Here is a 26,518-nt window from a genome sequence, read left to right as displayed (position 1 = left end):
ATGCCTTGCCAGCCTATAACTGCACGGACTGCAAGAGACGAAAATCATCGTCCAAATGAAAAGAGCCCCGTCGAGGACGGGGCTCTCTAAGATTCCCGGTACGTCCGGCCTTACTTGAGGCTGGTCGAGATCGAGGTGAATTTGGTGTTCAGCGTGCTGCCGAGGTTGTTGACGACGGTGATGATCGCAAGCGCGATGCCGGCGGCGATCAGGCCGTATTCAATAGCGGTGGCGCCGGATTCATCGTTCAGGAAACGCGCAACGAGGTTCTTCATGACTGCTCCAAAAAAGGTACACGAGGCTACAACTGATCTGGTCTTTTCGGCTTCCCAGCGCCGCCCGACCATGGAACCGAACGTAGTGGCAAAAAATTGCGCCGCAGTTAATTCGACTGCGGAAACACCGAGCGGTTTGCGTGGATTCGCCGATGGTAAACCGAAATCCAAAAAAATCCGTTAAATTATCGAGACATGAAACCGGCTTGGCACCGCCGGTTTACCCGAAGTTATGACCACCGTGGTCCAATGCCTGCCCGGGCATGATCCGGAAAAGTGCGAAGCGGTTTTCCGGATCATGCTGAAACAACAACCTTAAGCGCGACGGTTCATCCTCATTTCCTCGCGCAACTCGACAAGAACAACAGGACGACGAGGCGGCATGTCGCTTTCCTTTGCCAACAGCATCGCGACGCAGAGTCGTGCGCGGGCCCTGGTGCCGCTGTGCGTCGGCGCGGGCACCTATCTGTTCTTCGTATATTTCGGCGACACGCTGCTTCAGGATTCCGACTCGTTCTGGCAGATCAAGATCGGGCAATGGATCCTCGATCACCACGCGCTTCCCTACACGGATTTCTATTCCTTCACCCGGCCGGGGACGCCCTGGGTTTCGACCTCATGGCTGTCGCAGGTGCTGTTCGCCCTCTCCTATGCGCAATGGGGCTGGGCCGGCCCGGTGATCCTCACCGCGCTTGCGGTCGCATTGTCGGCGGCAATCCTGGTCGATCTGCTCGAGGCCCATCTGGAAATTCCGCGCGCGGTCCTGTTCGCGATGTTCGCGGTCGTGGTGTCGCTACATCACATCCTGGCGCGGCCGCACATGCTGGCGCTGCCCGTAATGATCGCGTGGGTCGGCATATTGATGACCGCGGCCGACCGCAAGGACGTGCCGTCATGGTACTGGCTGCCGCTGATGTCGCTGTGGTCGAACCTGCATGGCGGCTTCGTGCTGGGCCTGGCGCTGATCGGCCCGATGTCCTTCGTGGCGCTCTGGGGCATGGACTCCGGCAAGCAGGTCAGGCTGCTGTCGCGCTGGTTCCTGTTCGGCGTTGCGGCACTCGCTGCAAGCTGCGTCACCCCCTACGGCTGGCGTACATTGCTCGGCGCGACCAACATCCTCAATCTCGGCGAGCTGCTGACGCTCATCTCGGAATGGTCGCCCGCGAGCTTCGCATCCTTCAACGCATTCGAAGGCGCGCTGTTCGGCCTGATCGCGATCGGGCTGTATCGCGGCCTGACGCTCTCGCCGCCGCGCATTGTTCTGATCCTGCTCCTGACCTGGATGGCGCTCACCCATGCCAGGAGCATCGAGGCCTTTGCCTTCCTGGTGCCGCTGGTGCTGGCCAAGCCGCTCGGCGAACGATCCGCGCTGCCGCGGCCTGGCACGCAAGGCAGCGAGAGCTGGGCCTCCCGCTATGTCACCGCAACGGCCGCGCTGATGATCGTGGCCGCCGGCTGGACCTCGACGTCGCTCTACATGTCGCATCACCGCTTCACCTTCACGATGGACCAGACACCGGTTGCCGCCGTTGACCTGCTCGAGCAACGAAAAGCCCAGCGCATCTTCAACGCCAACCAGTTCGGCGGCTATCTGATCTCCCGCGACATCCCGGTCTTCATCGACGGCCGCGCCGAGCTCTACGGCGAAACCTTCGTCATGGATGTCCTCAAGGCCGTGGAGCTCAAGAAGCTCGACAATCTGACGCGGCTGCTCGAGGACCACCGGATCGACGCCATCCTGCTGACCGCGGACTCGCCCGCAGCGCAAGTGCTCGATCACATCAAGGGCTGGAAGCGGCTCTATGCGGACAATATCGCGGTGATTCACGTGCGGGATGATGCGAAAGATGCAATGGCGACGCCGTCGAGGTGAGGACGGGACGGTAGGCCATGTACGTATTACAATGAGATGTCAGCTTCCAAGCGTGAAGCGGCCTTGCGAGCCAATTGACACCGCTGCGCTTCGATTCATGCGCCCGTCGCCTCGTGGAGTTGACCGTCTGGCAAAATTCGACGAATTGTTTGATCAAACAAATAACCTTAACCGGCGCTTCCGATGATGGCTGGAATGTACCGCGCGAAATGCGCGATGCCCCGCGTTGGGCGCGCCGAAATTGCAACGTCCGCCGTTTACACGGCCTTAGTTCACTATTCGATAGTTTCGGGAGACGTAGGTGTCTCTGGGAAACGCAATCATGTTCAGCCTCGCTGATCAGCTGGCTCTTTCGCGCAATCGGCCCGCAGGTTTCGACTACATGCGGATTGCGCTGGCGGCGGCCGTTATCTGCCTGCACAGCGCGAACGTCACTCTTGGGCTCGGTCGGGCGATGGAGATAGTGGGCCATTTTCGCACGGTAAACGCAATGATCCTTGCGCTCTTCTTCACCTTGAGCGGGTTTTTGGTGACGGCCAGCTTGTTGAGGTGCAAGAGCCTGCTTTCGTTTATCGGCCTGCGCGTGCTTCGCATTGCGCCCGCACTCGTGGTCGAGACGACGCTCTCGGCCGTCATCATCGGCCCGATATTCACCGCGATACCCTTGGCCCAATACTTTGCGGACTCGAGATTCCATGTCTATTTTCTCAACGTCGTCGGCGACATGCACTTTGAACTCCCGGGCGTATTTCTTCACAATCCAGCCCCCGATCTGGTGAATGCTCAGCTTTGGACGGTGCCGTATGAGCTGTGGTGCTACGCCATCCTAGCGCTTCTTGCCGCGACCACGATTTGCTTCAATAGGGTGCTATACCTCGGGTTCCTGGTGTTCGCCCAGATCGGGCTCGTCTGCTACGATATCTACCATTCGGACGAACTGTTCATTCACCTTCGCCCGCACCTTCTTGTGTTCTCTTTCCTTTTAGGTGTTGGCTTCTACCTCTGGCGCGACAAGGTACCGTTCAACCGGGCGGCGTGCCTGTTTGCGCTTGTGCTTTGCGCCGCCGGAATGGCCGGCGGACGCGGCGACGCGATTTTTGTCGTGCCCGCTGCCTATGTCGCGTGTTATCTGGGACTCATGAATCCGCGGCGAAGCTGGATCGTGTCGTCCGGCGATTACTCTTACGGAATGTATCTCTACGGATTTGTCATCCAGCAGTGCGTTGCAACGGTTGGCCCATCGGTTCAGTACTGGTATCTGAACGTCCTGATCAGCCTGCCGATTGCCTTTGGCGTCGCAGTCGCTTCCTGGCACCTCGTCGAGAAACATGCACTTCGGCTCAGAGACCAGCTCGAACGATTTGAGGCGGCGGTTCTTTCGCGGATTTCAATTGTTGGGTTTTGGCGCAGGTTACCCCGGCCGGTCTAATTGGCCGCCACGCCCGGCGGTAGCGCATCAGGTTGACAGCGCTGCCTAGTCTAGAACTCGAATTGTTTCGCTCATGGCCGGGCATACATGCATTGCCCGCTGCTGATCGAGGACAAGGCAGTCTGACAATGTTTGGCGCCCTCGCTCGCAATGACGGAGTGTGGTGACGATACGCGTCCCTCTCGTGTCCGGACGCGCTGCGGCAGGCACACGAGAGCTGAGTTTCAAGCGCAGCTGGACAACATCGCCATTGCGAGCGCCCGCAAGCGTGCCGTCGCAGAACAAAAAACGCGGCGTCGCCGCCGCGTTTTTCAATTCATTCTGCCGTTCGCGCTTATGCCTGCGGCTGCGGCTCCAGGCCGGGATCCGGATCGGGCCGCGGGCGGGGCTTGCCGGCAGGCGGCACGGCGGAGGCGCGCGGCGTGGTCGGCTCGAGCACGGATTCGCGGTTCGGCTTTTTGCCCTTGAGCAGGTCGATGATCTCATCGCCGGAGAGCGTCTCGAACTCGAGCAGGCCCTTGGCGAGAGCTTCGAGATCGGCGCGCTTCTCGGTGAGAATACGCGTCGCTTCGTTGTAGCCCTCTTCGACGAAACGCCGGATCTCGTTATCGATCTTCTGAACCGTCGCTTCCGATGCGTTCTGGGTGCGCGACACCGACATGCCCAGGAAAACCTCGTCCTGGTTCTCGCCATAGGACACGGTGCCGAGCGCCTCGGACAGGCCCCAGCGCGTCACCATCATGCGCGCCAGACGCGTCGCCTGCTCGATGTCGGACGACGCACCCGAAGTCACCTTCTCGCGGCCGAAGATCAGCTCTTCGGCGACGCGGCCACCCATCATGATGGCAAGGCGCGAGGTCATCTGCTCCAGCGACATCGACAGCTTGTCGCGCTCGGGCAGCTGCATGACCATGCCCAGCGCACGACCGCGCGGAATGATGGTCGCCTTGTGGATCGGGTCGGTCGCGACGACGTTGAGGCCGACGATGGCGTGGCCGCCTTCGTGATAGGCCGTCAGCAGCTTCTCTTCCTCGGTCATGACGAGCGACTTGCGCTCGGCGCCCATCATCACCTTGTCCTTGGCTTCCTCGAACTCGGACTGCGTCACCATCCGCTTGTTGCGGCGGGCTGCGGTGAGCGCGGCTTCGTTGACGAGGTTCATCAGGTCGGCGCCGGAGAAACCCGGGGTGCCGCGCGCGATGGTCTTGAGGTTGATATCCGGCGCCAGGGGCACCTTGCGGACGTGAACCTTGAGGATCTGCTCGCGGCCGACGACGTCGGGATTGGGCACCACGACCTGACGGTCGAAGCGGCCGGGACGCAGCAGCGCGGGATCGAGCACGTCGGGACGGTTGGTTGCGGCGATCAGGATCACGCCCTCGTTCGCCTCGAAACCGTCCATCTCGACCAGCAATTGGTTCAGCGTCTGCTCGCGCTCGTCATTGCCGCCGCCGAGGCCGGCGCCACGGTGACGACCGACGGCGTCGATTTCGTCGATGAAGATGATGCAGGGCGCGTTCTTCTTCGCCTGCTCGAACATATCGCGGACGCGGCTTGCGCCGACGCCGACGAACATCTCGACGAAGTCAGAACCCGAAATGGTGAAGAACGGCACGTTGGCTTCGCCCGCGACCGCACGTGCGATCAGGGTCTTGCCGGTGCCGGGAGGGCCGACCAGCAGCACGCCGCGCGGAATGCGGCCGCCGAGGCGCTGGAATTTGCCGGGGTCGCGCAGGAATTCGACGATCTCCTGCAGGTCCTGCTTGGCTTCGTCGACGCCGGCGACGTCCTCGAAGGTGACGCGGCCATGCGCTTCAGTCAGCATTTTTGCGCGCGACTTGCCGAAGCCCATCGCCTTGCCGGCGCCGCCCTGCATCTGCCGCGACAGGAAGATCCACACGCCGATCAGCGCAATGAAGGGCAACCAGGAGACCAGCAACGAGACGAACCACGGCACGTTGTCACCGGGCGGCTTCGCGGTGATCTGCACCTTGCTGTCATAGAGGCGCTTCACCAGCGTCGGATCGCTCGGCGCATAGGTCTGGAAGCTCGAGCCGTTGGTGAAGGTGCCGTGAATGTCCGGCCCCTGGATCACGACGTCGCGCACATTGCCGCGGTCAACCTCGCTCAAGAGCTGGGAGAAGGCGATGTCCTGCGAGGAGGCGCGCTGACCCGGATTTTGGAAGAGCGTGAACAACGCCAACAGCAGCAAGACAATGATGACCCAGAGGGCGAAATTGCGCAGATTGGCGTTCATCGATCTTCCTTCGTGGTCGCGCGGATCGCGGCCTGATCCTTGGGCGGTATCTTGGGGTAGCTATTTGGGCAGTGCGAGGAAATCCCCAAGGAATCCTCTTCGTTTGATGCATACAATTTAGGTGCCGCCCCGGTCGCTGCCAAGGGAACGAGATGGGACTATTTATCCCATCTTAGAGCGATTCCCGCTGAAATAATGGCGGCCGGACAGGGGTTTTTCCCGCCTGGTTAAGGTGACCTGACGCCGCGCTGCCGAAACGCCCGGTGTCATGGGCCGCGGCTTAACTCCCTTTGCGCCGCCGGGCCGGCGCCGGCGCGATGTGGATACGCCCCCCGGCAAGGCTGATCAAGGCTCCCGCAAGGGTCTGCTTCAGCACCGGCCGGCCATTTGCAGCCGCGCGCCCTGCCGCCATACGCCCTGCAGCCACACCCCCTGCAGCGATGGCCTGATCGAGCGCGGCCATCAGGGTTTCGACCTTGCCGAGTTCCGCCGGCCCTTCATGACCGAAGGCATTGACCGCCCGCAGCAGTAGTCGCAGCCGGACCTCCTCCGGCAGGAGGGCAAAGCGCGATGCTTCGAAGCTTCGACCGACCGCCTGCGGCGCATCGCCGCGCGCCCGGAGTTGAAGGAAGCGCTCGGCACCGTCGACCATCACCTCGACCGCCGCATTGGCCCGCGCCAGCCTGCCTGCAAGCCGAACCAGAGTGCGGGCATCGCCGCCCTCGACGGCAAGCTGCGGCAGCAGCGCGCGCAGCCGCGGCCGGGTGAAGTCGGTGTCGCGGTTGGTGGGATCGTCGGCAAAGCCGATCTTTGCCCGCTTCAAGGTCGCGATCAGCTGCGACTTCGGGACATCGAGCAGCGGGCGCGCAAGGACGACGCCATCGCGTACCGTGAGGCGGGCCATCGCCGACAGCCCCGCAAGTCCGCTGCCGCGGACAAGACGCATCAACAGCGTCTCGGCCTGGTCGTCGCGGGTGTGGGCGGTCAGCACATGGCTCGCACCGACGGCACGCGCGGCCTGCGCAAGCAGGCGGTAGCGGGCTTCGCGCGCAGCGGCCGGCAGTCCCGTTTTCGGCTTTGCGCCGCGCCAGCGCAGGGTGCGGTGCGACAAGCCAAGCCCGGCGGCCAGCCGCTTGACGTCACGCGCCTCGCGCGCCGCTTCGGGACGCAAGCCGTGGTCGATGGTGACGGCGGTGAGACGTGGGCCGCGCGCAAGGCTGCGCTGCCAGCGCGCCGCAAGCCACATCAGCGCGACCGAGTCGGGCCCGCCGGAGACCGCGAGCACCAGCGCGGGCGCGCTTTTCAGGTCGGCGAAGAACCGCTTCGCCTCGGGCGCCGAGATCGGAGAATTGTCGTCGTCTGACATGGCGCTGCAACCGTCCGCGGATGGACCGACTGTTTAGCGCAGCACCATCCGTCTTGTCAGGATCGATCGCCGCGCCTCAGCACTTCACCCGCTTCTGCTCGCGGTCCACCGTGGCTTTGACGCCGGCGGAGGCGCGCGGATATTTGCGGCCGATCTCGCCGAAGGCGGCGCAGGCAGCCTCCTTCTCCTTCAGCGCGGCCAGCGACTGGCCGAGCCGCAGCAGCGCATCCGGCGCCTTGGCGGACTTGTCGTATTTGGTGGTGACGGCGAGAAAGGCTTCCGCGGAGTCGCGATATTGCTGGCGCTGGAAATAGCTCTCGCCGAGCCAATATTGCGCGTCGCCGAGCAGCGGGTCGCTCGGATATTTCTGCGAGAAGTTCTTCATGGTCTGCTCGGCAAGCGCATAGTCCTTGCGCTGCATGTAGCCGATGCCGAGGTCGAACTCGTCGCGCGGCGTTGCCGAAGGCGGCAGGGTCGTGAGTCCAACGCCGCCTGATGGCGCGGCATTCCCTTGCTGGGCCGGCGGATAGCCGGGCTGCGCCGCCGGGGGCGCGGCTTGCTGCTGATAACGAGGGCCGGTGTTGGCAAGATCGAGCGGTTCGCCTGCACCACGACCGCCAGGCGCGCCTGCCGGCATCGGCTGCTGCCCGCCGCCGAGCGCGCGCGGCGCACCCGGCGCATTCGGGCTCTGGTTGGGGTCGAAGGCATCGCCGCGGCGGCGCGTGCCCGGCGCGCCGGGCGCAGGCTGCTCCTGAACGATCGGCGCGGGAGAGGCAATCTGCGGCTGCTCGTAATTCGGCTGGGCCGGCTGCTGTTGCGGCTGCTGCTGGCGATAGGCCGGCGCGGCCTGCGCGGGCGGCATGGCCGCGACATTGGGCTGGACCGGTGCATGGCCGGGCGCACCTTGCGCGGCGCCCTCGAGCGCCCGCAGCCGGTCCTCAAGCTGGCGGTTGCGATATTGCAACTCTTCGTTCTGGCCGGTGAGCTGGCGCAGCTGGTTCTCCAGCCGCTCGATCCGCATCTCGGGATCTGCATCGTCCGACTGCGCGAGGGCGGGCGAGCACAAAGAGAGCAGCGCGGCGATCGCCACGGTGCCGGTAAAGACCTTAAATCTGGATGACATCTTGCCCTGACGACGAAAGCGAAATGGCCTGCGACCGAACACTCGACGCGCCACACATTGAAGGGGAGTACGCCAAAACTGTGGCTGGAACAAACGGGTTTCGGTCACAGATCGCTGAAACGAAGCCGGCGCCCGAGAGGGCGCCGGCATAATCGGTTTCTGAAGATGAACGGCGCCTGACTGATAGTCAGGAGCTCGCGTTCAGCACGGTGACGGCGCGGCGGTTCTGCGACCAGCACGAGATGTCGTTACAGACGGCGACCGGCCGCTCCTTGCCGTAGGAGATCGTGCGCATGCGGTTCGGATCGATGCCGCGCGAGGCGAGGAACGAGCGCACCGACTGGGCGCGGCGGGCACCGAGCGCGATGTTGTATTCGCGGGTGCCGCGTTCGTCGGCATGACCTTCGACGGTGAAGCTGTAGCGCGGATAGCTCTGCAGCCACTGCGCCTGCTTCTCCAGGGTCACGATCGCCTGCGGGGTCAGATCGGTCTGGTCGCTTTCGAAGAACACGCGGTCGCCGACGTTGACGACGAAGTCTTGCTGGCTGCCCGGCGTCGCCGCGTTGGCCATCGCATCAGTTGCAGAGTTCTTGTTGGCGCAGGCGCCCATCGACAACGCGACGGCGAGCACCGCGACCAGCTTCAATCCCTGGAGGATACGCATAGGATGTTTCATTCCGGAGCCTCCACGCTCACGTTTCGTCCACTGCTGTCCGGTCTACAGGGGGTTGGTTAAGCGAACGTTCCGTCAACCTTGATGGAACCTTGCCACAGCCGGTCAAATGCCCCCAACCAGCGAAAAGCAAACGTCATGGTTAATGGGTTGTAAATGTGGCGCGAGGGTGAAGGCAAGCCGTGCCGAGAAGCAAACGGCGGCCTTTTGCCGGAATTTTTGACCTGCCAGGCGGACAAGCGAGGGATCGAGAGGACAAACGCCGCTAACGGGGCGTCCCGACCGTCGAGGCCACCGCATCCAGATTCCGCGGAGTGGCCAGCAACACCGGCCGCGGGGCAGCCTGGCGCGGGCTGCTGCGTTCGAACAACATGCGCCGCTCAAAGGCGCTGGAGCGCATGATCGGAAAGCGGGTCAGAACCTTGTCGCGCTGGTTCCGGAAGTCGGATGCCATCAACACCGCCTTCTTGGTGGGCCAGCCCGGAAATCCACGCGGTTCCGGTGAAATGGTCTCGTGCAGAAATACGCGGCGATAAAATGCCTGATGGTCAGTCCGGATCATGGCAAGCCCGGTGTCGGCATTGAAATGGTCGCAAGCCAGAAAAGCGAGCCGCACCGTCAGATAGGGCAGCTCCGGAAAACGCTGATGCTTTTCGGGATCAGCAACAAACCGACATGGATCGACAAGGACCTCGCCACGATCGAGGCGCGGATGCAGGACATCGCCAAACACTTCGGTCGTATAGGACATTCGCCAGTCCGACGTCAGGACGTGAATACGGACGGAGCTGCACAGATCTCCATCGACATAGATCCCGAAATTCCAGGTGTTGGGCGCATCATCGAAGCGATCGGTCACGCGCATCGACTCTGACGGCACGATCAGTCCGGCTTGCAGATAAGCCCGGTACCGCATCAAGTAGAGGTTGTCTCTATCCTCTGGAGTTTCAATGAGGCGGTAATCGATTCGGTCAAACAGCGCGGCTCCGCGCGGAAGGAGCACCGTGTGCGGCTCGGCTCCGGACTTCATCTAGTACCCCTAAACTCCAAGCAACTTCTGCGAGTGGGGCGAGATTAATGGTTCATTAACGGAATTGCAAAGCCTTAGAATCGTTAGGGTTAACCATTGGGCCCGAGAAAATACGGGCAAAAACCGAGCTTAGCTTGCTGAAAGAGAAGGCGAAGAAGGATCAAGCGATGGATCGCGACGACACCATGACGATCTGATCCTCCGTCCCGCGACGGCCGTGCGAAGCATTGAGCAACTGGCGAATTCGGATGGCCGGAACCGGCCGGCTGAACAGGTAGCCCTGCCCTTCGGTCACGGTGCCGTCGGCGCTGATCAGCTCGAGCTGATCATTGGTCTCGATGCCCTCGACCACGACCGCCATGCCGAGATCGGCGGACAGCCGGGCCACGCCGCGCAGCAGCGTCAGCGGCCGGTCGGTGTCGATGCCTTCGAGGAAGGAGCGATCGATCTTCACCTTCTGCATCGGGAAATTGTGCAGATAGCTGAGGCTCGAATAGCCGGTGCCGAAATCGTCGAGCGAGATGCGCACACCGAGCGCATGCAATTGCGACAGAATGTCGTGCGTGAGCTGGGTGTTCCGCAGCAGCGATGATTCCGTGATCTCGATCTCGAGCCGGTGGGCCGGGAGCCCTGAGACCTCCAGCGCGTAGCGGATTTCGCTCAAGACGTCGCGCTGGTGGAATTGCTGCGGCGAGAAGTTGACGGCGACGCTGACGCCGTCCGGCCACTTCATGCATTCCATGCAGGCGCGGCGCAGGATCCAGCGGCCGAGATCGACGATCAGCCCCATATCCTCGGCGACCGGGATGATGTCGATCGGCGAGACCGTGCCGCGCACCGGATGATTCCAGCGCAGCAGCGCCTCGCAGGTGCTGATCTTGCCGGACTTCAGATTGACCAGCGGCTGGTAGAACAGCTCGAACTCCTCGTTGGCGAGCGCCTTACGCAGATCGAGCTCGAGGATGCGGCGCGCGTCGACGGTCGCCGCCATTTCGTCGCGGAAGAAGCAGAAGGTGCCGCGACCGTCGGCCTTGGCGCGGTACAGCGCCATGTCGGCGTTCTTGAGCAGCGTATCGGCGCTGACACCATCCGGCGAGGTCAGCGCGATGCCGACGCTGGCGCCGATCTCGACCAGATGACTGTCGATGCGGTAACGCTCGCTCAGCCGCTCGACGATGCGGCGCGCAAGCGCAGCGGCGTCCTCGGGCGAAGAGATGTTCTGCTGGAACACGACGAATTCGTCACCGCCGAAGCGGGCGACGAAATCCTCGGGACGCAGCATCTCGCGCATGCGGTTGGCGACCGCGCACAGGAGCTGGTCGCCACAGGGATGGCCGAGCGTGTCGTTGACCTGCTTGAACTGGTCGAGATCGACGAACAGCAGCGCCGAAAGGCGCTCCGCATGATGCGAGGTCGCCAGCAGGTGTTCGATCTCGTCCCGGAAATGTACGCGGTTGGGTAGCGCCGTGAGATCGTCGTAGCGCGCCAGATGCGCGATCTTCGCCTCGGCGCTGCGTCGCTCGGTGATGTCCTCGAGCAGCACCACCGCGCCACCGTCCGCCATCGGCTGGACGGTCCAGGACAGCGAGCGGTTTCGCTGCGCGTCGGGATCGGCGGTGATGATCTCTTTTGCCTGCGAACTTTCGATGTCCGCGACGATCCATTCGCCGCTCGCGGTCGAGATGGATCCGGCGCGGACGCACGCCGCGACAATGTCGCGCGCGGTGGTGCCGCTCTGCGCGATATCCGCAGGCAGGTTCATCATCGCGCCGAAGCGGTGGTTCATGACCGCCAGCTGTCCGTCGACGCGGAACATGCAAAGCCCGTGCGGCATGTTGTTGAGTGCCGTATCGAACTGGCCCGCGAGCGCGGCCTCGCGCTCCCGGGCCACGACCGCCCCCATGAAGATTCGGTGCAGGTTCACCGAGAGCTGCATGATAGCCATCAGGAACGCCCCGCTGACCACCGCCATCGCGATGTAGTAGGGCGTCCCACGCAGCGCCAACGCGAGCACGGCCGGGCCGAAAATCAGCACGGCCTGGAGGTGGAAGATCGCTGGCCGGCCATACGCCCTGCCGGCGCCGCCCGCCGCGATTCCGGTGGTGACCGACAAGGCTATCATGTGAGCCACGGCGTCGTCCGTGGCCAACAGCGCGGTGGCGCACCAGATGCCGATCGCAGCCGCCTGGATCTTTGCTCCGATCTGATAACGCTTCTGCCAGCGTTCGGCCGCCTTGACGGTCATGACCGCCTTACGTGCCTGATAGAGGCGCAGGTCGATCGCCCGCGCGGTGCCGGCCAGGATAAGAAGCGCCACGCACGCCCAGATCAGCGGCTCGCCCGTCCTCAGCGCGGTGAGGGCAGCGCCGATCGACACGAAAATGAGACCGGCCAGCAGCGGACCGGGCGCTTCGAACAGCGAATCGATTTGCGCCGCCGACGTTTTCGGCGGCCGCTGTTCCGACTCTCCGCTCTGGCTTGGGAACTGCATCGGGTTGTACGCGGGTCCTGTTTGACGCGCAGTTTTACCCAACCCAGGTGAAGCCTTTCTGAGCGAACATCCTTAAAGTTGAGTTGTTTTTCGGCAATAGCGAACCTGTTTTCGCTGAAATATCAAGCAACTAGGCAAGCGTTGCCGAGCACAAGGTGAAGGAAACCTTGCCTTCCCCACCGAACACGAAAAAAATCGGCGCGTTTTTTCTGAAACATCGCGCGCCTCAACACGCGATGTTAGCCGCACGATCTTTAGCCGCCCGATGTCGAGGACAATAGCGGCGACCATGCCGGGTCGGAGGCGAAACCCGGCGTCGGCACCTTCAGCTCGTTGCGGCCCGAGATGTCGACGGAGAACAGCGACGGCCCGCCGCTGCCGCCGGGATCGCGGAAGAACATCAACACGCGGCCGTTCGGCGAGAAGGTCGGGCCTTCGTTGTGATAGCCGGAGGTGAGCAGCCGCTCGCCGGAGCCGTCCGGCTTCATGACGCCGATCGAGAACTGCCCGCCGCCTTGCCTGGTGAAGGCGATGTAGTCGCCGCGCGGCGACCACACCGGCGTCGAATAGGTGGCGTTGGTGTCGTCCTTGGAGAAGGAGATGCGTTGCGCCGCTCCGCCGCCCGCCGCCATGACATAGATCTGCGACCTGCCGCCGCGATCGGACTCGAAGCAGATGCGGGTGCCATCCGGCGAGTAAGAAGGAGACGTGTCGATCGCCGGCGTGTCGGTGAGGCGCGTGGTCGAGCGCGAGCGCAGATCCATCACGAACAGGTTGGAATTGCCGCCCTGCTGCAAGCTCATGATGACGCGCTGGCCGTCCGGCGAGAACCTGGGCGCAAAAGTCATGCCGGGGAAGTTGCCGACGGTCTCGCGCTGCCCGGTCTCGATGTTGAAGAGATAGACCTTCGGGTCGCCCTGCCCGAACTCCATATAGGTGATCTCTTGCGAGTTCGGCGAGAAGCGCGGCGTTAGGACGAGGTCGGAGCCGCGGGTCAGATAGCGCACATTGGCACCGTCCTGGTCCATCATCGCGAGCCGCTTGACGCGGCGCTCCTTCGGCCCGGACTCGTCGACGAACACCACGCGGCTGTCGAAATAGCCTTTCTCGCCGGTCATCCGCTCGTAGATCTGGTCGGAGATGATGTGGGCGATGCGGCGCCAATATTCCGGCGAGGTGAAATATTGCTGGCCCGCGAGCTGCTGGCCGGAGACCACGTCCCAGAGACGGAATTCGGCCTTGAGCCTTCCGTCCGGCTGCCGCGTCATGCGGCCGGTGACCACCGCCTGTGCGTTGATGGTCTTCCAGTTCTGGAATTGCGGCGCGACGTCGATATTGTTGATGCGCTCGATGAAGGCGGCCTGGTCGATCGGGGCGAACAGGCCCGAGCGCTTCAGATTGTTGGTGATGACCTGCGTGACGCCGTTGCCGACGTCGGCGTCGGCCGGCGAGCCTGGCAGGAAATTGGTGATCGCGATCGGGACCGGCTGGAATTCGGTCGGATCGATGCGGATGCGCGGTTGGCCCTGGGCGAAAGCGTGTCCGCCTCCGAGCATCGCCACCGCCGAGCCGGTGACGGTCATGAAGCGGCGGCGGGTGATCGAGCGAGCGTCATTCATCGGAAAATTCTTTTGTTCGGATGTCACAACATATCTTTCAGACCGAAAGTCATCGGAATGAGCTTCCAGCTCTCGTACTGCGGCTTCGGCATGAACGAATAGACCTGACACTGCACGATGGCGCGCTTGGCGCTTTCGGCAATTGCCTGAGCAATCGACCGGGACGGTCCCCTCACCCCAACGATGACCGGCTCAGACGCCAGCGATCCATCGATTTTCATGGAGATGTCGATGTCGGCTTCGTACTGGTCGGCGTCCTGCCCGTTATAGGTCGGCGTGAAGCAGCGCTTGACTGCGCCCTGGAACGCACCTCGCCAGGTCGCGACGTTGTTGGCGGCAGTTCCAGTCGTCGAACCCAGCGAGGCCGACGCATTCAGCGCCGCGCCGGCGAGCTCGTGCCGGGTCGCAGCGCGCTTGTCGAGATCGCGCTGGATCTGCGCGGGATCGAAGCTGCGCTCCTTGGGCTTCGGCTGCTGTTGCGGCTGTACCGCCGCGACCTTGGGCTCGGGAGGCTTGGGCGGCGGCTTCTTGGTCTCGAGCTTTTTCTGGAGTTCGGCGATCGGATCTTCCTTGGCCGGATCAGGTTTCTTTTCCTGCGGCTTCGGTTCCTCTTTGGGCTTGGCCTCGGCCACGGGCTTGGGCGGCTCGGGCTTCTTCTCGACCGGCTTCTCGACGGGTTTCGGCGGCGGCTCGGGCGTCGAGTTGGTCTTGATCAGCTCTTTTTTCTCGGTGACCTTGCCGACGGCGTCTTCATCTGGCTTGGCCTCGGCGATCTTCTCGACCTTGGGCTTCGGCTCTTTTTTGTCGCCGGTCTTCTGCCCGTTGGTCATCTGCGCGAGCTGGTCGGTGGAGATGATGTCGATCGGCAGCGACTCTTCCGGCACGACGAAGGCCCTGCTGCTAAAGGTGACCAGCCCCCATCCAAGCACGAGGACATGGAGGGCAATCGACGCAACGAGTGTCTTGTCGACCTTCACCTTCACGGCTTACCCCTGATCCGCTTCCGTGACGAGGGCCAGCTTCTTGAAGCCTGCACCGGACAACTGGCCCATGACCCTGGCCACCGTGCCGTAATCAGCCTTCTTGTCGGCGCGCAGATAGATGCGCTCCTCGAGCCCGCCGCGCGCGTCCGTGATCGCCTTCAGCTTCGGCACCAGTTCGTTGATCGCGATCTCGGCGTCGTTGATGAATACCTTGCCGTTGATGTCGACCGACATCTGGATCGGCTTCTGGTCGCTGGTCTCGAGGCTCTTGGCCTGGGTCTGCGGCAGGTCGAGCGGCACGCCAACGGTCAGCAGCGGCGCCGATACCATGAAGATGATGAGCAGCACCAGCATCACGTCGACCATCGGCGTGACGTTGATCTCGGCCATGACCGGCTTGCGCCGGCTGCGACGGCCGCCGCCTCCGGACGAACTGGCTGCGTTCATGCCCATGATCTGGTGCCCAAATTGCCCTTCACACTATACATGCCGTCCGTCAGCCCCGCTCGTCGATCTGGCGCGACAGGATGGCTGAAAACTCGTCGGCGAAGCCCTCGAGCCGCTGGGCCTGCCGGTTCACCTCGGAAGTGAACTTATTGTAGAAAATAGTGGCAGGAATGGCGGCGATAAGGCCGACGGCGGTCGCAAACAGCGCCTCCGCGATACCGGGAGCCACCACCGCCAGGGAGGTATTTTTCGACGCCGCGATCGACTGGAAGCTCGACATGATGCCCCAGACCGTGCCGAACAGGCCGACGAAGGGGCCGGCCGAGCCGACGGTCGCGAGCACCAGCAACCGGCGCTCCAGCCGCTCGATCTCGCGCGAGATCGAGACGTTCATGACCTTGTCGATGCGCATCTGAAGCCCCGCGACCGAGCGCGCCTGGCTCTCGAACGAACGCTTCCACTCGCGCATCGCCGCGACGAAGCAGGCCGCCATGGAATGGGTCGGCTTGGCCGAGAGCGTGCGATAGAGGTCCTCGATCGACTCGCCGGACCAGAAGGCCTGCTCGAAACGGTCCATCGAGCGGCGCGTGCGGGCAAACAGGAAGATCTTGTCGATGGCGATTGCCCAGACCCAGACCGAGCAGGACAGAAGTCCCAGCATGACCCCTTTCACGATCCAGTGAGCCTGCCAGAACAGCGCGATCAGCGACACGTCCGCGGAAGCGGCAACCGGAAGGGCTGACTGAGCCACGTCGGCCGGATTCATAAGCAGTATCCTCTCAAGGCGATCATTACCTAATGTCCCGGCCAGCAAATGGCCGCCGGTTCCCCAATAGCCGCGCTAGATCGGCGCGGCCGGCAAGCCCGCTCAAAGCCATATCTTTCTGGGGTGCAGGGCTCGTCCAAAGCCGGCCGCCTGCATTCCCTGCCAAGATGTCAAAACTATGGGCCTTGGCCCAAGGTCCTGACCAAGGTCCTGACGCCGGGCCTCGGGCGCGATTGTCCGCAATTACCAGAGCCCGGCGTTGGTTAATGCGAGGTTACCGCAGGCGAATTTGGCTGCGGGAAAGGGAGGTAGCGCAGAAGGTTGGGCGGCGCCGGGAAAGTTCCGTGTCGCTACGCACCGCAACGCCCATACGGCGTCGAGATGCCCGTGAAGAGCGGAGCCTGCTCTGCGTCGGAGGAACCAGCCCTCGCCCGCAAAATTGTCCCGAGCATCACTTCTCGCGAGGTTTTGCCATGAGCATCAACCCAAAGACGACCGCCGCCATCGGCGATCATCCGCTCCACCCTATGATCATCCCGTTCCCCGTCGCCTTCCTGGTCGGCGCGCCTATCGCCGATCTCGCCTTCATCGGAACCGGTGACGGCTTCTGGGCCAGGGCCGCGATCTGGCTACTCGGCGCCGGCATCGTCATGGCGCTCGTTGCCGCCGTGGCGGGCTTTATCGACTTCCTCAGCGAGCCTCGTATCCGCCGCCTCAACGATGCCTGGTATCACATGGCCGGCAATCCCGCGGCGGTCGTGCTGGCCGTGATCAATTTCTGCCTCCGCTACGCGCAAGGCGCGGAGGCCGCGATCAAGCCGTGGGGCGTGGCGCTCTCTCTGATCGTGGTCGGCATCCTCCTGTTCACGGGATGGAAGGGCTGGGAAATGGTCTACCGGCATCATGTCGCGGTGCTGGACGCGCCGGGCCAGATCAGTTCGGAGCCGGTCACCCCGCATCATGGCGGCGAGAGCCACCGCCGTGCGGCCTGAACGACGGGCACGTCGCCTGATGACGTGAGGGCGAGTCAGGCCGCCGACGCTGGTTCGGGACAATTGGTCAACCGCGCGGGATTGCCGATTGCGGTGCAGCCGCCGGGCACGTCCGATGTCACGACCGTGCCGGCACCGATCTTTGCAAAATCGCCGATCCTGACGTCGCCGAGAATTGTCGCGCCGGAGCCGATGAACACGCCGCGACCAATGCGCGGCGAGCGCGTCGGCAGTTCACCGTTGCGGCCGATGCTGACGTTCTGAAGGATGGTGGTCCCGTCGCCGATCACCACGTTGGCACCGATCACGATGCCGGTGGCGTGGTCGAGATACACCGACGGTCCGACGCTCGCTGTCGGATGAATGCTGACCTGCAGGACGTTCGAGGCCTCGTTCTGAAACAGCAGCGCCGCGTCTCGATGGTCATGATGCCAGAGCCAGTTCGAGACGCGCCAGGCTTGCAGCGCGACGTAGCCCTTGAAATGCAGCAGCGGCGGCAGCAAGCCGGCGATGGCGGGATCGCTGCGCACGATGGCCTGCAAGTCGCGGCCAGCCGCCTCGATCAGATCCGGGTGCCTGCGAAAGGCGTCGCGGGAAAATGTCGCGAAGCGCTCACGTTCGATAGCGCGACCGCCAAGCCGGCGCCCGATCAGGTCGGCCAAGGCGGCGGTAAAATCGTCATGTGCGAGGATGAGGCCGACAAGAGCCCTGCCGAACACGGGGTCCGCGGCTGCTGCGCGCTGCGCCTCGCCGCGGATCTCCTGCCAAAGGTTCTCGCTCGTCATGATCGCCGCTTCCGCCATCGTTACCGCCTGCGGTGTTTTGACGCGTCTTGCTTGCTGCCGGATATAGGCCATCCGCAGCCCGCGCACCACGCTCCCCCGTGCGGCTACGAGCTTGCATGCCAGACAACCGCACTCATATAGTCGGTTGAGTTCGCGGCCGAAGTCTTGGCCTCAGGTGGGCCTTGCCGCGTACTGCCGCCTTGGGCAGGGTTGCCCGAGCATCTCGTTCAAGACCCCGCGGTGGTCCGCCATCCCCGGGTTTGTGGTACGCGGCGGCTTTCAGTGCTGCCGAAGCGAATCCCGAAATCCCGTTATCCAAGGTCACGCTAATACATGTCGCCCAACGCCCCCGCCGACGACCATCACGACGACATCATGTATCCGTCCGCCCTGCCGTTCCTGCTGGTCCATCTCGGCTGCTTTGCGGCCATCTGGTCAGGCGTCACCTGGCAGGCCCTCGCGATCTGCGCGTCACTGTATGTCGTGCGCATGTTTGCCATCGGAGCAGGCTATCACCGCTATTTCTCCCATCGGGCTTTTGCGACCGGCCGGGTGTTTCAGTTCGTCCTGGCCTGGCTCGCCCAAAGCACCGCGCAGAAAAGCGTTTTGTGGTGGGCGGCCAAGCATCGACACCATCATCTCCATTCCGACACCGAAGACGACGTGCATTCGCCGCGTCACCGGGGCTTCCTCTACAGTCATCTCGGCTGGATTTTTTACCGGGAGCACGACGGGACCGACCTCGTGAAGGTCGGCGATTTCGCCGCCTATCCGGAGCTGATGTGGCTGCATCGGCTGGAACTCCTGCCGGCCGTTACGCTGGCGGGGCTCTGCTTCCTGGTTGGCGGATGGTCCGGCCTCGTCGTCGGCTTCCTGTGGAGCACCGTGCTGGTCTATCACGCGACGTTCTGCATCAACTCCCTCGCCCATGTGCATGGACGCAAGCGGTACGTGACCGGCGATGATTCCCGCAACAACTGGCTGCTGGCGCTGTTCACCCTCGGTGAGGGCTGGCACAACAATCACCACGCCTACCAGAGCAGCGTGCGACAAGGTTTTCGCTGGTGGGAAATCGACGTGACCTATTACATCCTGAAGGTGCTGTCCTGGTTCGGCGTCGTCTGGAACATGAAGACGCCGCCCGAACAGGTGCTGCGCAACGAGCAGCCGCTCGGCGCGCGGGTCATCCATCGGGCGGCCCGCGAGCTTGCCGGACGGTTCGATGCGCAGACTCTGGCGCACGCGATCTCGTCGGCGCTACGCCGGCCCGATTTTGCCCAGTTGCAGCTGCCAACGCTGCACGACATCCTGAATCGCGCCCATGAAGGCGTCGATGCGCTGACGCATCTGCATTTGCCGAAGATTCCGACCCGCGACGAGTTTCTCGCCGAGGCGAGGGCGATGTTCGCGCGAACGCGATCACTCAACGAGATCGTGGACTCCGCCTACGAACACTTCCTGGAGTCGCTGCGCGCGCAACTCGCCACGGCGCGCTGAACCCTCCGGACCAAGGCTCTTCAGACCAAGGCTCTCCACGTCGCGGCTGCCAGCCGCGCATTCCCAAAAACCAAACCGCCCGCCTGCGGGTTGCGCAAGCGGGCGGCTCGGGGCCATCAGGACTTTGGGGGCATGCGCCTGAAGGCTTTGAGAGGCGTCAGTCCAAGATCAACCCTGCCCGAGATCAACCTTGCCCGAGATCAGCCTTGCTGCTGGTCGGTCGGCGGCGGGGTCGGGCGCGTCTTGTGCTGGGACATGAACTGGTCGAACTCTTCCTTGTCCTTGGCGTGACGCAGACGGTCGAGGAAGTTCTTGAACTCGACCTGCTCCTCCTCGAGCCGCTGCAGTGTCTCGGTGCGGTACTCGTCGAAGGCGCGGTTGCCGCTCGAGGGCGGGCCGAAGCCGAAGCCGAAACCGCGGCGCTCCATGCGGCCGCGCATGCGGTCCATCTTGTACTGCATCCGCTCCATCTTGTTCTGCCAGCGGTCCTGATTGCTCCAGCACGACATTCTTCTGCTCCCGAGTGTGAAAAAGAGAAGGGCAAGTCCGATCGGCCACCAGATGATGAAGCCGAGGATCGTCACGGCGATCCAGCCGGGATGCCAGGGCGTCTCAAGCATGCGAGGACGCTCGTATTGTTGCTGTTGGTCCGACGGGCCGCGCCATCGATTGACATCAGCTGTGTAGGCCATTTCCATCTCCGTCACGGCATCAGCGCCGTTGTGAATGTAAATAACATTTACATAGCTAAATCATCCCGCGATTTTGTCAAGCCGACCGCCAGACAGGGCGGCCAAATTATTTGCGCAACTTTATTTCGGCTTGCCCCAGGGACCGCCGGGCGGCACTCCGGAACCGGAGGATGCCTCCGGCGGCACCGGCGGCGGCTCGGCGCTTTTCGCCGGGGATCGGCGGTCGGTCGGGAAGCCGAGACCGCGCAGATAGATCAACACCTCGGCTTCGAGCAGCTCATCCGGCGACATCGGCAGTTTGCGCCGCGCAGCGTCGCCGCGGGAGAACAGCGAGGCCACGCCGTGCGCCATCGACCAGATGTGCAGCGCCATCATCATCGCCGGCGGACGGGGCGTGCCAGGCGGTGCGAGCGCGGCAAGCCGCTCGGCCGCGGCACGAATGACGTTGAAAGCGCGCTCGCTGGCGGCCTGCAGCGCCGGATTGACATCCACCGGCACGCCGGATTCGAACATCGCGTTGTAGAACGCGGGCTCCTCGCGGGCGAAGGCGAGATAGGCCCTGCCGACGCGCTCGAACGCCGTGACCGTATCGGGCCGTCCGTCGTCCCAGGCCGCGGTCAGGCGCGCCTCGAACTGCTCGAAGCCGCGCTGCGCGATCGAGGACAGTAGTTCCTCGCGGTCGCGGAAATGCCGGTAGGGCGCCGCCGCGCTGACGCCGGCCATGCGTGCTGCATCGGCGAAAGTGAAGCCGGCCGCGCCCTTCTCGGCGATCAACCCGAGGGCGGCCTGTAACAGGGCTTCCTTCAGATTGCCGTGGTGATAGCCGCGCTCGGCGCGGCGCGTCTCCTTGCGCCAGCTCATGTGAACGAGCTTTACATGAGCCCGGCGTGAAGGTCACTAGCAGGAAGCCGGTCGTGATTAACCCCGTACTCTCACGGTCGTCCGTGACCTAGCGGCCGGGGATCGGCAGCACCGGCATGACCTCGATGGCCTCGCCCGGGAAGATCGCAAAGTGCGGGTGGTTCTCGAACAGTTTTGCCGCGTCCTCTTGCGAGGCGGCGCGCACCACCGTGAAGCCGGTCAGCGCATTGCTCACCTCGGTGATTCCGTTGGCATCGATCTTCCGGGTCTTGCCGAGCGGGCCACCCATCTCGACGATGACGGCCTTGTGCTTCTCGACCCAGCCGTGCCAGGCGGCCATGCCCTCCTGCTCCTTCGCCTTCCGTTCGGCCTCGGGTAGCGCTTGCCAGGCCGTCATTTTTGGGCTGGTCTTGCTGCCGAGATAGACGGCGAGGAATTTATGTTCGGTGCTCATGGGTATCTCCTCAGGTTGATGGGTTAGAAAGTTCAGTGCATTGCCCGCGGGCGAGGCCCCTATCGCTTCTTCAGATCGCTGAAACCGGCGGCGGCCTCCTGCACGTCGGGCGGAAAGTCGCTCATCTCCTGCACCTGCCGGATCTCGATGATTTCGTCGGCCGAGGCCGGGCACTTCTTGGCCCAGGCGATCGCCTCGGCACGCGAGGCGACTTCGATCATCCAGTAGCCGCCCAGAACTTCCTTGGCCTCGGTGAAAGGCCCGTCGGTCACAACAGGCTCACCGGTCGCAAAGGAGACGCGCGCGCCCATCGACGGCGGATGCAGGCCGTCGAGCGTGATCAGTACGCCGGCGTCCTTTAGCGCCTCGTTGTAGCGCATCATCGCGGTAACGCGTTCGGGATCGAGTTGGACATCGGGCGGAGCAGTCTCGTAGCCGAGCGGGATCATCAGCATCATGAATCGCATGGAGGTTCCTTGCTTTGCGCTCACTTCCAAGACGAACGAGCTTTTATCGAACCGACAGGGTGACGAAAATTATTCCGGAGGTAATTGCGCTGGCCGCTAGCGCGGCTGCGGCAGGAAACGACCATCCTGCCGGGCGGCGCCGAAATAGACTTCGATGCGGCGGACCTTGCCACCGGCGAAGGTGAAGAACTCCGTGTTCCGAAAGCTCCTGCCATCTGTCGCCAGGCAGAGATAGGTGACGAAGGCCTCGTCGCCCCGGACGAAAATCCGCTCGATGTCGTGCCGCGCGATCCAGCCGGTGTCCTTCCAGCAGCGATCGAAATAGGCAGCCTTGTCGAGGTCGTCGTCGAACGGGCTGGTGAAGCGGAACTCGTCGGCTAGCACGGCGCTGACTTGTTGCCGGTCGTTGGCGAGATAGGCGGCGAACAGGCTTCGAATCAGGTGCTCGTGATGGCCGGGCATGGTCGCTCCTCCTTCAAATCATTTGAAGCTCCGATGGAAGACGAACCGCGCGCAGGCCTGCCGACATCGCACGCCTAGTCCGCGGTCCATCGCCGCGTCGCCTCGCTCGCTCCCTCCGGCAGCGCCTCGAAGACCGGCGAGGCCAGCACGGCATGGACGTGCAGCGCGGTCGTGCCCGAATTACGAAAACCGTGCTTGCGGCCGGCGGGAACCAGCAGCGATTGGCCGGCCGTCACCGTGACGCGCTCGGCCTCGATCCACATATCGGCCTCGCCCGCGCGCACGGCCAGCACCTCCTCGACCGGATGACTGTGCGTCGGCGCCCCGGCGCCGGGCGCGACCCATTGCTCGAAGATGCAGAGCGCAGTGGCGCCGTTGCGCGCGGATGTCAGCATCCGAGTCGTCACACCTGGCCGCCATTCCTCGAGCGGGATCGCACTGGGATCGATGGGCATGAACAGAGGCCCTTTCTTGCCGGGACGAAAGCGAAGTAAAAGGAGCGGGCGCTCGCGCGCGACCGAACTTTCGGACACAGGACAGATTGGCAAATGCCGCAAACTCCGCAAAAACTCGCCCTCGTCACCGGAGCCGCGCGCGGCATCGGGCTTGCGACCGCGAAGAAGTTCCTGGCTGAGGGCTGGCGCGTGGCGCTGCTCGACATCGAGGGCGAGTTGCTCGGCCGCGCGGTCGCCGAGATCGGCCAGGACGAGGCCACGCTGGCGCTGACCTGCGATGTCTCTGACGCAGTCTCGGTTGCCGCAGCGATGACGACGATCGAACGGCGGTTCGGCCGGCTCGACGCGCTCGTCAACAATGCCGGCATTGCCGTGTTCGCACCGCTGATGGAGACGTCGGAGACCGATTGGCGGCGGGTGCTCGAGGTCAACCTCACCGGTCCGTTTCTCTGCACCAAGGCGGCGGTACCACTGATGCGCGATGGTAATGGCGGGACCATCGTCAACATCACCTCGATCTCGGCGGTGCGCGCCTCGACGCTGCGCTCGGCCTACGGCACCAGCAAGGCGGGCCTCGCGCATCTCACCAAGCAGCTCGCGGTCGAACTCGCCTCGCTCGGCATCCGCGTCAACGCGGTCGCGCCGGGGCCGGTCGACACCGCGATGGCGAAGCAGGTGCACACCAGGGAGATCCGCGCCGACTATCACGACGCCATCCCGCTCAACCGCTACGGCCTGGAAGAGGAACTCGCCGAAGCGGTCTACTTTCTGTGCTCGGAACGATCGAGCTACATCACCGGCCAAATTTTGGCCGTCGATGGCGGCTTCGATGCGGCGGGTATCGGCCTGCCGACGCTGCGCGGCGAGCGGAGGAACGGGTAGGCACGGGAAGAGTTCGGAGAGTGCCATGCGACACGTCATCTCCCTCAAGGCCTTGATGCTCGCATCCGCGCTGCTCGCGTCCGCGCCCGCCGTGGCTGAAATCCGCATCATTCAGTCGCCAGGCGGACAGGTCGGGCCGTTCCTCGATTTGTTCGAGAAGGTGCGCGAGAGCGGCGAGCGCGTGGTGATCGACGGTCCCTGCCTGTCTGCATGCACGCTGGTGCTGAGCATCGTTCCGGGCGAGCGCATTTGCGTCACCCGACGCGCCGTGCTCGGCTTCCATGCGGCGCGCTCGGCCGACCGGCGCGGGCGCTTCTATGCCGAGCCGGAAGCATCCGACGTGGTGCTTGCCGCCTATCCCGGCCCGGTGCGCGACTGGATCAGCCGCCGCGGCGGTCTCTCGTCCAGATTGCTTTTGTTGAAGGGCCGCGACCTCGCCGCGATCTATCCGCGCTGCCGGTGAGGATGCGGCCGCGAAGGGTGTGACCAGGTTAAATCCGCCGCTGTCCTGCTGATCGCGGGCGTCAGCTTCACGCTCATCGCCTTGCTCGTGAACTGGCGGACAACCGCGTCGGCAAAATTCCGCCGGTCAGGCGCTTCGTGAGGTCTAGTAAAACCTCTGGATCATCTGCGTCAGTTCCATGGTCGCGCAGATGAGCATACCCCAGAGTGCAAAGTTGATCTGTAGCGCCGTCGCCATCGGTCGCTCCCCTTCCAAGTCCGCCCGCCCCAATTTGTAGCTTTTTATGAAGCAATAATTAGCGATTCTGTCACGGAGTTACAGCCTAATATTGCGCCAGTTGTTGTGCGATGCAGTCCGCGTCATTTCACGAAGTGGCCTCACTGCCCTCGCAATGTGGTGCGAGAGCAAAAATCCATATTCGGCCATGCGGGCTACACGTTTCCCTTAGGTTCCATTTTAGCGGCGTGACGCGAGTTTCCGCATGCGGGGCTAGCGTGTCGCGTATGACACCGAGGGTCCGGCATGATGCGACACGGCTTTGTCTTGCTCACTTTTTGCGTAACGCTCATGGGATGCGCTGTCGCGCCTGCGCAGGAACGCCGCCCGATCGCATGGGACGGCCTCGGTCAGGATCCGAACCGCCCCTCTGCTACAAGGCGTCGTGTGGCGAACCAAGCTCCCGCACAGAGCGATCCGAATCAGGAGCGGGAAAGAGTGCTCGGTACCTTGCACCCGTACTCCGCGGCGTGGTGGGCCGTCCGTGACGAAATCGAAGCGGAGAATGACAGGCAGCTCGGCACCAAGCTCGTGATCTGCCCTCGCTGCGTTCCGTCGTCCTCACCACCGGGCAACGACGTGACCGGATCGATCCGCTGAGAGAGACGCGGCCGATCGGCATATGACATAACGTCCTTGTGCGTGTCCCCTCTCCCGCATCGGCAGGAAGAGGGGATCGCCGCTTGGCGCATCAGGCTGTCGCGCCTGTCACATTCCATCGGCCGGGCAGTTCACCATCCAGGGAATGCCGAACTTGTCGACGCACATGCCAAAGCCCTTGGCCCAGAACGTCTTGCCGTAGGACATGGTAACGCTGCCGCCATCGGCGAGCGCGTTGAACTTGCGCTCACCGTCCGCAGGGTCCGCGACCGTGAGCGAGATCGAAAAGCCCTGCGGCTTGTGAAATTGCTCGCCCGGTGCATCGGAGGCCATCAACACGCTGCCGTCGGGCAGCGACATCCGCGCATGCATGATCGTCTTCTCCCGGCCGGGCGCGGCGGCCATGTCCGCCGGCGCATCCGATGCACGCATCATGGCGTCGACCTTGCCGCCGAGGACCTCGGCGTAATAGTTGAACGCCGCTTCGCAGGTGTCCTGATAGAACAGATACGCATTGAGCATGCTTCTCTCCTCTTCGTTTGCTTGAGCCGTTGCTTGACCGTTCCTTCGACGAGGACGGCGTTATTTCTCCGTGAGCTTCTTGAGGCTGGCAAGGCCGGCCTCGAAATCCTTGCCGATCATGCTGTCCATGTTCATGAACACCTGCATCAGCTTGGACATGAAGGGGGCCGGACCAGACATCGCCCATGTGACCATTGTGGCATCGCCTTGCGGCACAAACGTGAACTCGGCGGCGTTGTGGCCTTCGAAGGGGCGCTCGAAATCCAGCTTGATGCGAAGTTTTGACGACGCATCCGCCTCGAGGATCTCCATATGGCCGGCGCCGACATTATTGTCGCCGTCCCAGGCATAGGTCGCGCCCTTGCCTTGGGCGGTGCCGCCAAACGTCCGCTTCATGGCAGGATCGCGGTTCTCGTAGGGTGACCAGGCCGTCCAGCGATGGAAATCGGCGACCTGCGGATAGATCGCATTGGCCGGCGCTTTCACGGCGAGGCTGCGCTCGACGCGGAACGTGTCGGGCTTCGTCAGGGCGAAGACGAGAACGCCAACGATTCCGGCCGCGAGCAGGACGGCGATGACGGCAATGGCTTTCAGCATAAAGAACTCCTTGGATGCTCGCTAAGGACGAAGGGGGATGGCCGGGGCCGACAATTCGGAATCAATAATTTGGACGACCGTCATGGCCGGGCATAGCAGTCCAAAGGACGGCGTCGCTTCCGCTTGCCTATGTCTCGACCATCCACGTTCTCGGCGCCGATCAGAAGGACGTGGATGCCTG

The 26,518-nt window shown here is 63.4% G+C and carries 27 protein-coding genes; 7 read left to right on the top strand and 20 right to left on the bottom strand.

The window, feature by feature from the left end:
• Positions 1-110 precede the first annotated feature (110 nt).
• On the bottom strand, positions 111-275 hold the full coding sequence (locus IVA74_RS11445; protein WP_247343049.1) for a Flp family type IVb pilin: 165 nt from the start codon (positions 273-275) through the stop codon (positions 111-113).
• Between the two features lie 382 nt (positions 276-657).
• Between IVA74_RS11445 and IVA74_RS11440 the strand changes: the two genes are divergently transcribed.
• Positions 658-2,148, top strand: a complete 1,491-nt coding sequence (locus IVA74_RS11440; protein ID WP_247343047.1) for a hypothetical protein — start codon at positions 658-660, stop codon at positions 2,146-2,148.
• Between the two features lie 322 nt (positions 2,149-2,470).
• Entirely contained in the window at positions 2,471-3,577 is a 1,107-nt protein-coding gene (locus IVA74_RS11435) for an acyltransferase (protein ID WP_247343044.1), read from the top strand.
• 334 nt (positions 3,578-3,911) lie between these two features.
• On the opposite strand, the gene ftsH is transcribed toward IVA74_RS11435, so the two are convergent.
• The 10 genes from ftsH to tolQ form a co-directional block, all read right to left on the bottom strand.
• Positions 3,912-5,834: an ATP-dependent zinc metalloprotease FtsH gene (ftsH, locus tag IVA74_RS11430; RefSeq protein ID WP_247343042.1), complete on the bottom strand. Its 1,923-nt coding sequence runs from the start codon at positions 5,832-5,834 to the stop codon at positions 3,912-3,914.
• Between the two features lie 280 nt (positions 5,835-6,114).
• Positions 6,115-7,200, bottom strand: coding sequence for a tRNA lysidine(34) synthetase TilS (gene tilS / locus IVA74_RS11425; RefSeq protein ID WP_247343039.1), 1,086 nt, complete (start codon positions 7,198-7,200; stop codon positions 6,115-6,117).
• Positions 7,201-7,276: 76 nt separating this feature from the next.
• Positions 7,277-8,323, bottom strand: a complete 1,047-nt coding sequence (gene ybgF, locus IVA74_RS11420) for a tol-pal system protein YbgF (protein WP_247343035.1) — start codon at positions 8,321-8,323, stop codon at positions 7,277-7,279.
• Between the two features lie 187 nt (positions 8,324-8,510).
• Entirely contained in the window at positions 8,511-8,999 is a 489-nt protein-coding gene (pal, locus tag IVA74_RS11415) for a peptidoglycan-associated lipoprotein Pal (protein ID WP_247319754.1), read from the bottom strand.
• A gap of 262 nt (positions 9,000-9,261) precedes the next feature.
• Entirely contained in the window at positions 9,262-10,026 is a 765-nt protein-coding gene (locus IVA74_RS11410) for a hypothetical protein (protein WP_247343032.1), read from the bottom strand.
• A gap of 160 nt (positions 10,027-10,186) precedes the next feature.
• On the bottom strand, positions 10,187-12,517 hold the full coding sequence (locus IVA74_RS11405; RefSeq protein ID WP_247343029.1) for an EAL domain-containing protein: 2,331 nt from the start codon (positions 12,515-12,517) through the stop codon (positions 10,187-10,189).
• Positions 12,518-12,771: 254 nt separating this feature from the next.
• Positions 12,772-14,136: a Tol-Pal system beta propeller repeat protein TolB gene (gene tolB / locus IVA74_RS11400; RefSeq protein WP_247343025.1), complete on the bottom strand. Its 1,365-nt coding sequence runs from the start codon at positions 14,134-14,136 to the stop codon at positions 12,772-12,774.
• 23 nt (positions 14,137-14,159) lie between these two features.
• The gene (locus IVA74_RS11395; RefSeq protein ID WP_247343022.1) at positions 14,160-15,119 is read right to left on the bottom strand and encodes a protein TolA; all 960 of its coding nucleotides are present in this window, start codon (positions 15,117-15,119) and stop codon (positions 14,160-14,162) included.
• A gap of 3 nt (positions 15,120-15,122) precedes the next feature.
• Positions 15,123-15,572: a protein TolR gene (gene tolR / locus IVA74_RS11390; protein WP_247343018.1), complete on the bottom strand. Its 450-nt coding sequence runs from the start codon at positions 15,570-15,572 to the stop codon at positions 15,123-15,125.
• A 43-nt stretch (positions 15,573-15,615) separates the two neighbouring features.
• A complete protein-coding gene (tolQ, locus tag IVA74_RS11385) occupies positions 15,616-16,332 on the bottom strand; it encodes a protein TolQ (protein ID WP_247343015.1) in 717 nt (238 codons plus the stop codon).
• Positions 16,333-16,805: 473 nt separating this feature from the next.
• Between tolQ and IVA74_RS11380 the strand changes: the two genes are divergently transcribed.
• Positions 16,806-17,324, top strand: coding sequence for a DUF2231 domain-containing protein (locus tag IVA74_RS11380; protein ID WP_247343012.1), 519 nt, complete (start codon positions 16,806-16,808; stop codon positions 17,322-17,324).
• A 35-nt stretch (positions 17,325-17,359) separates the two neighbouring features.
• Here IVA74_RS11380 and IVA74_RS11375 read toward each other — a convergent pair whose 3' ends face one another.
• On the bottom strand, positions 17,360-18,127 hold the full coding sequence (locus IVA74_RS11375; protein ID WP_247343010.1) for a serine acetyltransferase: 768 nt from the start codon (positions 18,125-18,127) through the stop codon (positions 17,360-17,362).
• A 315-nt stretch (positions 18,128-18,442) separates the two neighbouring features.
• On the opposite strand from IVA74_RS11375, the gene IVA74_RS11370 reads away from it, so the two are divergent.
• A complete protein-coding gene (locus tag IVA74_RS11370) occupies positions 18,443-19,606 on the top strand; it encodes an acyl-CoA desaturase (RefSeq protein ID WP_247343006.1) in 1,164 nt (387 codons plus the stop codon).
• Between the two features lie 200 nt (positions 19,607-19,806).
• Here IVA74_RS11370 and IVA74_RS11365 read toward each other — a convergent pair whose 3' ends face one another.
• The 6 genes from IVA74_RS11365 to IVA74_RS11340 all read right to left on the bottom strand — a co-directional run bounded on the left by IVA74_RS11365 (position 19,807) and on the right by IVA74_RS11340 (position 22,997).
• A complete protein-coding gene (locus IVA74_RS11365; RefSeq protein WP_247343004.1) occupies positions 19,807-20,298 on the bottom strand; it encodes a DUF2852 domain-containing protein in 492 nt (163 codons plus the stop codon).
• Between the two features lie 120 nt (positions 20,299-20,418).
• On the bottom strand, positions 20,419-21,159 hold the full coding sequence (locus IVA74_RS11360; RefSeq protein ID WP_247343000.1) for a TetR/AcrR family transcriptional regulator: 741 nt from the start codon (positions 21,157-21,159) through the stop codon (positions 20,419-20,421).
• A gap of 88 nt (positions 21,160-21,247) precedes the next feature.
• Positions 21,248-21,613, bottom strand: a complete 366-nt coding sequence (locus tag IVA74_RS11355; protein WP_247342997.1) for a hypothetical protein — start codon at positions 21,611-21,613, stop codon at positions 21,248-21,250.
• A 59-nt stretch (positions 21,614-21,672) separates the two neighbouring features.
• A complete protein-coding gene (locus IVA74_RS11350; RefSeq protein WP_247342994.1) occupies positions 21,673-22,080 on the bottom strand; it encodes a YciI family protein in 408 nt (135 codons plus the stop codon).
• Positions 22,081-22,176: 96 nt separating this feature from the next.
• Complete coding sequence (locus tag IVA74_RS11345) at positions 22,177-22,542, bottom strand: nuclear transport factor 2 family protein (RefSeq protein ID WP_247342992.1); 366 nt, start codon at positions 22,540-22,542, stop codon at positions 22,177-22,179.
• A gap of 74 nt (positions 22,543-22,616) precedes the next feature.
• On the bottom strand, positions 22,617-22,997 hold the full coding sequence (locus tag IVA74_RS11340) for a cupin domain-containing protein (RefSeq protein WP_247342989.1): 381 nt from the start codon (positions 22,995-22,997) through the stop codon (positions 22,617-22,619).
• Positions 22,998-23,090: 93 nt separating this feature from the next.
• Between IVA74_RS11340 and IVA74_RS11335 the strand changes: the two genes are divergently transcribed.
• The 3 genes from IVA74_RS11335 to IVA74_RS41165 all read left to right on the top strand — a co-directional run bounded on the left by IVA74_RS11335 (position 23,091) and on the right by IVA74_RS41165 (position 25,218).
• The gene (locus IVA74_RS11335) at positions 23,091-23,879 is read left to right on the top strand and encodes an SDR family oxidoreductase (protein ID WP_247342987.1); all 789 of its coding nucleotides are present in this window, start codon (positions 23,091-23,093) and stop codon (positions 23,877-23,879) included.
• A gap of 25 nt (positions 23,880-23,904) precedes the next feature.
• Positions 23,905-24,342 (top strand): hypothetical protein, encoded by a 438-nt coding sequence (locus tag IVA74_RS11330; RefSeq protein ID WP_247342984.1) that lies wholly within the window; start codon positions 23,905-23,907, stop codon positions 24,340-24,342.
• A gap of 522 nt (positions 24,343-24,864) precedes the next feature.
• Positions 24,865-25,218 carry a hypothetical protein gene (locus IVA74_RS41165; protein WP_345946962.1) on the top strand — a complete coding sequence of 118 codons (354 nt, stop codon included), beginning with the start codon at positions 24,865-24,867 and terminating at the stop codon, positions 25,216-25,218.
• A 108-nt stretch (positions 25,219-25,326) separates the two neighbouring features.
• Here the strand turns inward: IVA74_RS41165 and IVA74_RS11325 are convergent, their stop codons facing one another.
• Both IVA74_RS11325 and IVA74_RS11320 read right to left on the bottom strand, forming a co-directional pair.
• Entirely contained in the window at positions 25,327-25,740 is a 414-nt protein-coding gene (locus tag IVA74_RS11325) for a VOC family protein (RefSeq protein WP_247342981.1), read from the bottom strand.
• A gap of 60 nt (positions 25,741-25,800) precedes the next feature.
• Positions 25,801-26,337, bottom strand: coding sequence for an SRPBCC family protein (locus IVA74_RS11320; protein WP_247342979.1), 537 nt, complete (start codon positions 26,335-26,337; stop codon positions 25,801-25,803).
• Positions 26,338-26,518 lie beyond the last annotated feature (181 nt).

Source organism: Bradyrhizobium sp. 132 (genome assembly GCF_023074185.1).
Classification (GTDB): domain Bacteria; phylum Pseudomonadota; class Alphaproteobacteria; order Rhizobiales; family Xanthobacteraceae; genus Bradyrhizobium.
Note: the sequence above shows the minus strand (reverse complement) of the source record. Positions and strands in the feature narration are given on the sequence as shown.